General features: G+C 37.4%; 10 protein-coding genes. 7 read left to right on the forward strand and 3 right to left on the reverse strand.

Features of this window, described 5'->3' with window-relative positions; genetic code table 11:
• The first annotated feature begins 302 nt into the window (after window positions 1–302).
• Both aceB and aceA read left to right on the forward strand, forming a co-directional pair.
• Complete coding sequence (gene aceB / locus BK577_RS25625) at window positions 303–1,892, forward strand: malate synthase A (protein ID WP_078435652.1); 1,590 nt, start codon at window positions 303–305, stop codon at window positions 1,890–1,892.
• Between the two features lie 41 nt (window positions 1,893–1,933).
• Entirely contained in the window at window positions 1,934–3,217 is a 1,284-nt protein-coding gene (gene aceA / locus BK577_RS25630; RefSeq protein ID WP_078435659.1) for an isocitrate lyase, read from the forward strand.
• 82 nt (window positions 3,218–3,299) lie between these two features.
• Here aceA and BK577_RS25635 read toward each other — a convergent pair whose 3' ends face one another.
• Entirely contained in the window at window positions 3,300–3,533 is a 234-nt protein-coding gene (locus BK577_RS25635) for an IDEAL domain-containing protein (RefSeq protein WP_078435653.1), read from the reverse strand.
• A 154-nt stretch (window positions 3,534–3,687) separates the two neighbouring features.
• Here BK577_RS25635 and BK577_RS26715 point away from each other — a divergent pair, with 154 nt between their 5' ends.
• Both BK577_RS26715 and BK577_RS25640 read left to right on the forward strand, forming a co-directional pair.
• Window positions 3,688–3,816, forward strand: a complete 129-nt coding sequence (locus tag BK577_RS26715; protein WP_281252655.1) for a hypothetical protein — start codon at window positions 3,688–3,690, stop codon at window positions 3,814–3,816.
• 132 nt (window positions 3,817–3,948) lie between these two features.
• Entirely contained in the window at window positions 3,949–4,521 is a 573-nt protein-coding gene (locus BK577_RS25640; protein ID WP_078435654.1) for a competence protein ComK, read from the forward strand.
• Window positions 4,522–4,679: 158 nt separating this feature from the next.
• Here the strand turns inward: BK577_RS25640 and BK577_RS25645 are convergent, their stop codons facing one another.
• A complete protein-coding gene (locus BK577_RS25645; RefSeq protein ID WP_078435655.1) occupies window positions 4,680–5,039 on the reverse strand; it encodes a YhjD family protein in 360 nt (119 codons plus the stop codon).
• A gap of 158 nt (window positions 5,040–5,197) precedes the next feature.
• Here BK577_RS25645 and BK577_RS25650 point away from each other — a divergent pair, with 158 nt between their 5' ends.
• The 3 genes from BK577_RS25650 to BK577_RS25660 all read left to right on the forward strand — a co-directional run bounded on the left by BK577_RS25650 (window position 5,198) and on the right by BK577_RS25660 (window position 7,684).
• Window positions 5,198–5,815 (forward strand): TVP38/TMEM64 family protein, encoded by a 618-nt coding sequence (locus BK577_RS25650; protein ID WP_180321249.1) that lies wholly within the window; start codon window positions 5,198–5,200, stop codon window positions 5,813–5,815.
• Window positions 5,816–5,830: 15 nt separating this feature from the next.
• Window positions 5,831–6,340 carry a signal peptidase I gene (lepB, locus tag BK577_RS25655; RefSeq protein WP_078435656.1) on the forward strand — a complete coding sequence of 170 codons (510 nt, stop codon included), beginning with the start codon at window positions 5,831–5,833 and terminating at the stop codon, window positions 6,338–6,340.
• Between the two features lie 174 nt (window positions 6,341–6,514).
• Window positions 6,515–7,684 (forward strand): acetyl-CoA C-acetyltransferase, encoded by a 1,170-nt coding sequence (locus BK577_RS25660; RefSeq protein ID WP_078435657.1) that lies wholly within the window; start codon window positions 6,515–6,517, stop codon window positions 7,682–7,684.
• A 21-nt stretch (window positions 7,685–7,705) separates the two neighbouring features.
• Here BK577_RS25660 and BK577_RS25665 read toward each other — a convergent pair whose 3' ends face one another.
• The gene (locus tag BK577_RS25665) at window positions 7,706–8,833 is read right to left on the reverse strand and encodes an MFS transporter (protein ID WP_169908512.1); all 1,128 of its coding nucleotides are present in this window, start codon (window positions 8,831–8,833) and stop codon (window positions 7,706–7,708) included.
• Window positions 8,834–9,221 lie beyond the last annotated feature (388 nt).

Genomic DNA, 9,221 nt, shown 5'->3' on the forward strand with positions numbered 1-9,221 from the left:
CCATTTAATTTCACTTGTATACACATTTTTGCCCACGCAAAAACACCTCCGATAAATGTACCTGTTTACAGTGTAACATTTACGTAGGTGTTTTATATTGTCTCACTAATTTAGGTTAGTCCAGTGCATGTTTACTGCACAGGCCTTTTTTCTTTAGTCAACTGAACATTCTAGTGAAGTGGTTTTAAATAATTTAACTTTTTTTAAAGAAAAATGTTCCAATTTTTTCTTAACTGTTATATATTAGTTTTAGTAATAACAAACTGTATTATAACAATTATATGAGAGGTGTTGTTACACAAATGGCTACAAAGATGACAGGTTGTAAAATTGTTGGAAACATGGAGGCTGAATTTCATCAAGTTTTAACACCTGAGGCGCTACGATTCATTGAGAAGCTTGAGAGGACGTTTGGAAGTCGTAGACGTGAACTGCTACAGCAGCGAGTGGAAAGACAACGGGAAATTGACAATGGCAAACTACCGGGATTTTTACCGGAAACGGAGCATATTAGAAAAGGAAGTTGGACTGTTTCTCCCATACCTGATGATCTTCAGGATAGGCGAGTGGAAATTACAGGTCCAGTTGATCGCAAAATGGTGATCAATGCATTTAATTCCGGAGCGAAAGTGTATATGGCTGATTTTGAGGATGCAACATCTCCAAGTTGGGAAAACATCATACGCGGCCAGATTAATTTAAGAGATGCAGTTCTTCGATCCATCTCTTATACAAGTGAAGGCGGTAAAACTTATCAATTGAACGGTAGTATTGCAACACTAAAGGTTCGACCTAGAGGGTGGCATCTTGATGAAAAACATATCGAGATTGATGGGAATCGGGTATCAGCAAGTTTAGTAGACTTTGGTTTGTTCTTTTTTCATAATGCGGGAGAGCTTGTAGAAAGAGAGAGCGGCCCCTATTTCTATTTACCGAAATTAGAAAGTCATCAAGAAGCAAGACTTTGGAATGATGTGTTTTGTTTTGCGCAAGATGAATTAAATATTCCAAGAGGAACGATAAAAGCCACGGTTCTCATTGAGACGATCATGGCAGCTTTTGAAATGGATGAAATTCTGTTTGAGTTAAAAGAACACTCAGCAGGCTTAAATTGTGGTCGTTGGGACTATATCTTTAGTTATTTAAAAAAACTGCGAAACTGTGAATCTGTTATTCTGCCTGATCGTGTCCAAGTGACAATGACCGTTCATTTTATGAGGTCTTATTCGTTATTAGCAATTCAAACATGTCATAAGCGTAATGTTCATGCGATCGGCGGTATGGCAGCACAAATTCCAGTGAAAAACAATTCTGAAGCAAATGACCGTGCATTTGAGAAGGTCAGATTAGACAAAGAAAGAGAAGCAACAGATGGTCATGACGGAACCTGGGTCGCTCACCCGGCACTAGTTGAAGTTGCTATGGATGTTTTTAATGAGCATATGAAAACACCGAATCAAATTCATAACAAAAGAGATGATGTTCAGGTAACCGCACATGATCTCCTGGAGGTACCAGACGGAATTATTACAGAGGAAGGAGTCAGAATCAATATCAATGTAGGCATTCAATATATTGCATCATGGCTTAGTGGTAGAGGTGCAGCTCCCATTCATCATTTAATGGAAGATGCAGCAACAGCAGAGATATCAAGGGCACAAGTGTGGCAATGGATTCGCCATCCAAAAGGAATTTTAGAAGATGGTAGAAAACTTACAATTGGGTTATATGAGAAATTAAGAGAAGAAGAGGTTCAAAATATAAGAGAAAGAATTGGTGAAATTTCCTATCAAAAAGGCAAGTTTGAAGAAGCCACCACTATTTTCGATCAGCTCGTAAAAGAAGACCATTTTATAGATTTCTTAACGATACCAAGTTATGAAATGATTTAAGTGGGATAAAGGGGACTAAAAAATTGAATGGGGGATTTGAAATGGACGGTCAAACAAGGATTGAAGCATTACAAGAAAGCTGGAAATGTGATAAAAGATGGGAAGGAATCACTCGGCCATATGGTGCAAAAGAAGTCATTCGTTTAAGAGGTTCTATTGAGGTTGAACACACACTGGCAAGACGTGGAGCCCAAAAGCTATGGAAGTATCTTCATGAAGAAGGCTATATTCATGCGTTAGGAGCTTTAACTGGAAATCAAGCTGTACAACAAGTAAAAGCAGGGTTAAAGGCAATTTATTTAAGCGGCTGGCAGGTTGCAGCTGACGCAAATCTTTCTGGAAATATGTATCCGGATCAAAGTTTATACCCGGCAAACAGTGTGCCGCATGTTGTTAAACGAATTAATCAAGCCCTTCAACGCGCAGATCAAATTCAGCATCTTGAAGGTGAAGGTAATATTGATTGGTTTGCTCCCATAGTGGCAGATGCTGAAGCAGGTTTTGGAGGTCAGTTAAACGTATTTGAACTAATGAAAGCCATGATTGAAGCCGGGGCGGCAGGTGTTCACTTTGAGGATCAATTATCATCAGAAAAGAAATGCGGCCATTTAGGAGGCAAGGTTTTACTTCCAACTCAAACAGCTGTGAAAAATTTAATCTCAGCCCGGTTAGCAGCAGATGTAATGGGAGTTCCGACGATTATTATTGCTCGAACCGATGCAGATGCAGCAGACTTAATTACGAGTGATGTGGATTCAGCTGATCATGAATTTATTACAGGAGAGCGTACTGTCGAAGGATTTTATCGTACCCGGCCAGGAATTGACCAAGCGATAAGCAGAGGGTTATCTTATGCACCTTATGCTGACTTAATTTGGTGTGAAACATCCGAACCGAATCTTGAACAGGCAAAGCAATTTGCTGATGCGATTCATAAAAAATATCCTGGTAAATTACTAGCCTATAATTGCTCACCATCGTTTAATTGGAAGAAAAAGCTGGATGACCAAACCATCGCAAATTTTCAAAAGGAAATTTCTATGATGGGATACAAGTTCCAATTCGTCACTCTCGCCGGATTCCACGCTCTGAATCACAGTATGTTCGAACTTGCACGTGGATATAAAACCCGCGGAATGGCTGCTTATTCAGAGCTGCAGCAAAATGAATTTGCCAGTGAGGTTTATGGTTATACAGCGACAAGACATCAACGTGAAGTTGGAACAAGTTATTTTGATGAAGTTGCACAAACCATTACCGGTGGTACATCTTCAACGACTGCTTTAAAGGGATCAACTGAAGCAGAGCAGTTTATGGATGCATAAAACTGTCTGAGGCCCAGCATCTTTTGCTGGGCCTTTCTGGTATGTTTAGGAGCCAAAAATAAAGATCACCTTTCGGCGATCTTTATCCTAACTTACGCATTCCTCTGTATTCTTTTGAGAGTTTCATAAATTCTGTTTTGTTCTTTGTGTCAAGTGCATCATTGATACGTTCTTCTAGCAATGCTTTCTTCCTGTTAAACAGCGCTTCATCCAAAATCATTTGAATATACATGTCTAATACAGGTTGCTCGGATGGAACGTTTTTCGTGTTACGGGACTTCATGATTTCAGTGTACGATGACTTTTTATTTTTCATGAAATATCACCCCTGATGCCTTTTTTATATTGTATGGAATTTAAACTGGAAAATCAACCAAATTGTTAAAATTTTTAAAATATTTAACAGGAATATTTTGATCTATGTATGAAAACCTTACAAAGGGAGATGCTATTTTTAAGGATGTGATGTCATGAAAAAAGAAAGAGAGAAGGAATTGTCCCCAACTCCTTTAAATCCGGTTTTTGGCATAGAAATGAATCGTAATGAGCTTCAAATTGAAACAAATGATGGATCGGCTGATATACATGAAAAAGAATGACTTCTTTACAGGAATGTAAAAGAAGTCATTTTTTTGTGGAGTTTTTGTAAATGTGTAGATATCTAAAAAAAGACATGATAGATTGAATTTATGGGATATATTACCTAAAAAATATTAAAAGAGGTGTAAAAAATGGCGAAGGATTTAACAAAAGAAAGAGTAGCTGATTATTTTATTAATCGTTTTACAATGGCAATTTTACCTGGGGAAAATAAGTTTTGTTCAGAAATATTGGAATATGAGCAGGAGATCTTTGTTGAAAAACGACCAATGGAAGTCATTGATCAAAGTTGTCGTTATTTTGGCAGCAGTTATAGCGGAAGAAAAACTGGGTCCAAAGATATAGCTAATATTACACATAAGCCGCCTGTTGTGATTGATCCAGCAAATTCGATCTATTTTTTTCCTACAGCCGCCTCAACTAAAGCCAATTGTGCATGGATCGCTCATAGTTTTGTGAAAGAGTACAAAGCGACAAAAGAACATGATACAGAAATTACTTTTACAAATGGAAAACAAATTACAGTTCCTATGTCTGTCGGTTCATTTGAAAATCAGCTGTTCCGAACTGCTCAATTAAGAGCGGTTATTTCTTCCCGAATTGAACAGGAGCAACGAAAAATAAATATGATGCTTTTACCGAAAGACGAAAAGGAGATTAATGCTTTCTATGAACAAATCATTAGAAAAATGAATCGTTTCTGATAAAACAATCAAACTTGGAATATAAATATGAAAAGTGGAAGGGATTACCTACATTCTGAAGCAACTTAACTTTTACCATGATGATGATAGCTCACCTAATAAGATTGGGTATACATCCCGGTTTGAGAGACATGAGCTATCTTCATTTGCAAGTTACGTTATTTCTTTGGTTTAAATAAGTATTCCTCCATTATTTCAGAAACTTTGTTTCTGATTCTGGGATTAAAATAATTGTGTTTCTCTTCATAGCCGTTATAAATAAAAGAATAGAGAGTAAATGCTTCATCGCGTTCAACTTGGTGAACTTTAATGTTACGTTTATAAAGCTCACGTTTTATTTCTGATAAATCTTTTTGTGCCAGTTTTAACGATTCTTCAACAATGGTTAAGTATGGTCGATGTAATTTAAAAGGACTTTGTTCAATGACAGCTAAATCTCTGTTGAAGATGGAAACAGCCATCGGTAAGTAAATAGACTGTTCAATCATGTCTCTGATGTCATTTGGAATTCTTGTCATAAAAAAGACCTCCTACAAAGGATAGAGCAGGTGTTCTGTTTTTATTATAAATGATGATGTATATGTACGCAAGTATGTGACTTAAGATTATGTTCTTTCTTTTAAGTTTTAATATAAGTGTGTACAATAGAGACAAAGGATATTTTGAGGAGTTTTGGATGATATTGGAGACACTGCAGGATATTTTTACTTTAGAACAATTAATGGAAGTTTTTGAAACATATCGTTCATTTGGTCCATTTTTTGCGATATTATTGCCTTTGTTAGAAGCATTTTTCCCATTTTTGCCACTTGTCGTTTTTATTGTTGCAAATGTTAATTCATTTGGACTTTGGATGGGATTCTTATTGTCTTGGATAGGTGCTTGTTCAGGTGCAATTATTGTATTTATTATCATGAGAAAGCTTGGCAAGTGGAAATGGATCCAAAGGATTAAGGAAAAAAAAGGAATGAGGAGACTTTTAACTTGGATTGAACGCAGAGGCTTTAGTCCACTTTTTCTTATCTTGTGTTTTCCTTTTACTCCTTCTGCTGCAATTAATGTTGTTGCAGGACTTTCACGAATAAGTTATTGGCAATTTATTCTGGCAGTTTTAGCAGGCAAACTTGTTATGATTTTTATGGTGAGTTTTATTGGTCAGGATCTGCGGGCTCTTATTACTCAACCAACAAGAGCAGCCATTGCAGGAGTGGTCATTTTCTTATTATGGCTTGTAGGCAAGCAGGTGGAAAAGCGTTTAAATACAACAATGACAACAAGAAAAAGAGGTAGCTAATCTCTAGGAGGTTGTATGAAAAAACGAGGAATTGCTTTTACTGCAGTAGGGATTTGTTTAACGGCTATTTTTATAAAAAACCTGGTCTTCGTAGAGTACAAAGTTGAAGGTGTATCCATGCAACCAACGTATGAAGAAGGCCGATTGCTATCGATTAATAAATTAGGTTTTATTTTTTCATCATTAAAAAGATTTGATGTCATATTATTTCATCCACCAAATAGTGAGGAAATATATATTAAAAGGATTATCGGATTACCAGGTGATGAAATACACTATGAGGATGATCAGTTATATGTGAACGGTAACGCCGTCAATGAACCATTTTTAACTTCTTCAGATGATCAAATAGACATCATGAAAAAGACTGGAAGCTTTACACTGGAGGAAATTACGAATAAAACCCGGATTCCGGAAGGTTATATATTTGTCATTGGAGATAACCGGATCCAAAGTCGGGACAGTCGTCATTTCGGTCTTGTTAATATTGATGATATTATTGGAACTGTACATGATAAAAAATAATGCTGACTCATTGAAGAACTTTTGTGAGTTAGCATTTTTTTGTACTATATAGAAAGTAAAAGATTGATTGGCATTAGAAATAAGTTAGAACTTTCCATATTTCTAGCAACTTATCATATAATAAAACTATGAGCACCTGCTCACGGTATAATTGTAAAAAAAGGGGATGGAAACATGTGCGAGGTAGTGATTACGGCTGCGGTTAGAACGCCTATCGGGACTTTTGGTGGCGCTTTCAAAGGGCTGTTGCCGACCCAATTAGCTGTTCCGGTGTTAGAAGAGGTGGTAAAAAGAAGTAAACTGGAGAAACATGAGGTAGATGAGGTGATATTAGGGCACTGTATTCAACGGACTGATGAGCCCAATACAGCACGCACATCTGCCCTATTAGCCGAATTTCCAGATACAACAACAGGATTTACCATTCAAAGGCAATGTGCATCAGGTCTTCAGGCTATTCTGTCTGCTGCTATGCAAATCCAAACTGGTCAATCAAATATTGTCATCGCCGGCGGGGTAGAAGTGATGAGTTCAAGCCCTTATTTATTAAAACAGCATCGCTGGGGCTCGCGACTTCAGCACAGTCAAGTGACAGATAGTGTGTGGGAAATATTAGAAGATCCAATTCATCATATTATGATGGGGGAGACGGCTGAAAATGTGGCTGAAGCCTATAATATCACACGCAAGGAGCAGGATGAGCTTGCATTATCAAGTCAAAACCGAGCATTGTCAGCAATCGAGAGTGGGAAGTTTAAGGATGAGCTAGTCCCAATAAAGGTGAAATCCAGGAAGGGAGAAGCAACAATATCTCAGGATGAAGGGCCGAGACAGGTTTCATTAGAAAAGCTTGCTTCATTACCTGCTATTTTCAGAGAAAATGGTTCGGTTACAGCTGGAAATGCTTCTACATTAAATGATGGAGCAGCAGCACTTGTATTAATGACGCGAGAGGAAGCGGAAAAAAGAAACTTGACCATCTTGGGGACAATCTCTCACTACACGGTAGTAGGAGTTGATCCAAAAATGATGGGTATAGGTCCTGTTCCTGCGATCCAAAAAGGATTAAAAGCACTAAATTGGTCTGTAGATGATCTTGATGTGATCGAGATTAATGAAGCATTTGCCGCTCAATATCTTGCTGTTGAAAAGCAATTAAATCTAAACAGAGAGAAAGTAAATGTAAATGGAAGCGGCATTAGTTTGGGACATCCTATTGGTTGTACGGGTTCAAGAATTGTTGTAAGTCTTTTACATGAAATGCAGCGCCGTGATTCCCAAAAAGGTCTCGCCTCCTTATGTGTCGGCGGTGGAATTGGTGTAGCACTTTTTATAGAAAGATAGATTGTATAGGGCTAAGGATAGTTAGCCCTTTATTTGCGGCTTGAGGAAAATAAGCACCAGGAAGCTAAAGCCAAACAACGTAATAAATGTAACCAGCATTGATTGAAAAGATAACAAGTTTGATACAATCGGACCAATACTTGCTCCGGTTAATAGGATAAATGAATAAAGAGAAATAGCAGTTGTTCTCCTTTCTGCAGCAGCTTCTCCTATAAACGTAATTAAAGATGGAATAAAAACAGCAATCGCAGAAACAAATATGATGGATATAGCTGTTATGATGACCAATTGTTTAACAAGCAACATAAATGAAAAAGAAAGAATCATAAACATTAAGCAAGTTAGCATGATTTTTTGAGGTGTAGTTTTTCTAAACCAGTGTCCACTAAATAAAGAAAGCGGCGTACCAATTAATGCAATACTTCTGCTGAAAAATAGCTCCTTTTCCTGTCCTGCATAATATTGGGCAAGCTCTTCGTAAAAAGAGACGAAGGACATGAGTGTTATAAAGGTCATGCAAAGTCCAATAATAACAGGTGCTTGAAAAAGTTTATTTTTAGATGTGGAAGAGGGAGTCGGATGAGCGGGTTTGTTCCAATTTACTTTTGGAAGAAGATAAATAGCCAAAATGGATAGAATCAAATATGACAGGCTGAAAAAGTAGAAAACAGCTTGCCAATTATACACGTGAACAAGGGTTGAGCTAATTAGCTGCCCAATGATTCCTGCCATTAAAAAGCCTGTATTAATGACTGCGATCACAAATGTTCTCCGCTTTACAGGAAAAGTATCAAAGCAGTAAGCATAGGCAACCGGAGCAAAACTTCCTAACACAATTCCTTGAATTCCTCTTAAAATATAAAAGCTTTGTAAAGCTAAAACCGTTGTAAGGCTATATGTTAAAAGAAAAGAAGCAAACATACCAAAACATAGAACATATCTTTTAGAAAAAGCTCTCGAAACAGGACCGAAGCTTAAAAGGCCCATGGCATAACAAAAGGTAAAGACGGTGCTGGAAAAAACAGCTTCTTCATATGTAGAGGACAGCCCTTCAGCCAGGTTAGAATACATAGGAATAAGAAAATAAATATTACTTGCAACACAAACAGCAGCAAGCCAAAAATACAAACTAACTAACCGGCTTCTCACCCAAACCACCCCCTCCTGTCATAATATGAAACACCAAATGGTTTGGTGTCCCTAAGACAAAAGTTGGCAAGCGGGAAAAATGGAATTTGCTTAAAAAGTAAAGTAAAATAGTAATAGATAATTAGAACTTTAATAAAGGGATTTTAGTTTTATCAACAAGTAGAACTTTTATTCTAAAGACATCTTCATAAAGATTTTTGCAGATAGTGGAATGGAGCGGAAGACACTCGACTCCTGCGGGAAGTGAGGAAAGGCTAAGACCCCACAGGCGAAGCCGAGGAGCATTCCTGTTTATAATCCTAAAGGGTTCTTGCAAAATAAAAAGTCCTCTTGTAAGATGCTTGAGTATCAACTTCCCAATCGAAACTCATCACCATACAGGAGGACA

The organism is Metabacillus halosaccharovorans (assembly GCF_002019635.1).
GTDB lineage: Bacteria > Bacillota > Bacilli > Bacillales > Bacillaceae > Metabacillus > Metabacillus halosaccharovorans.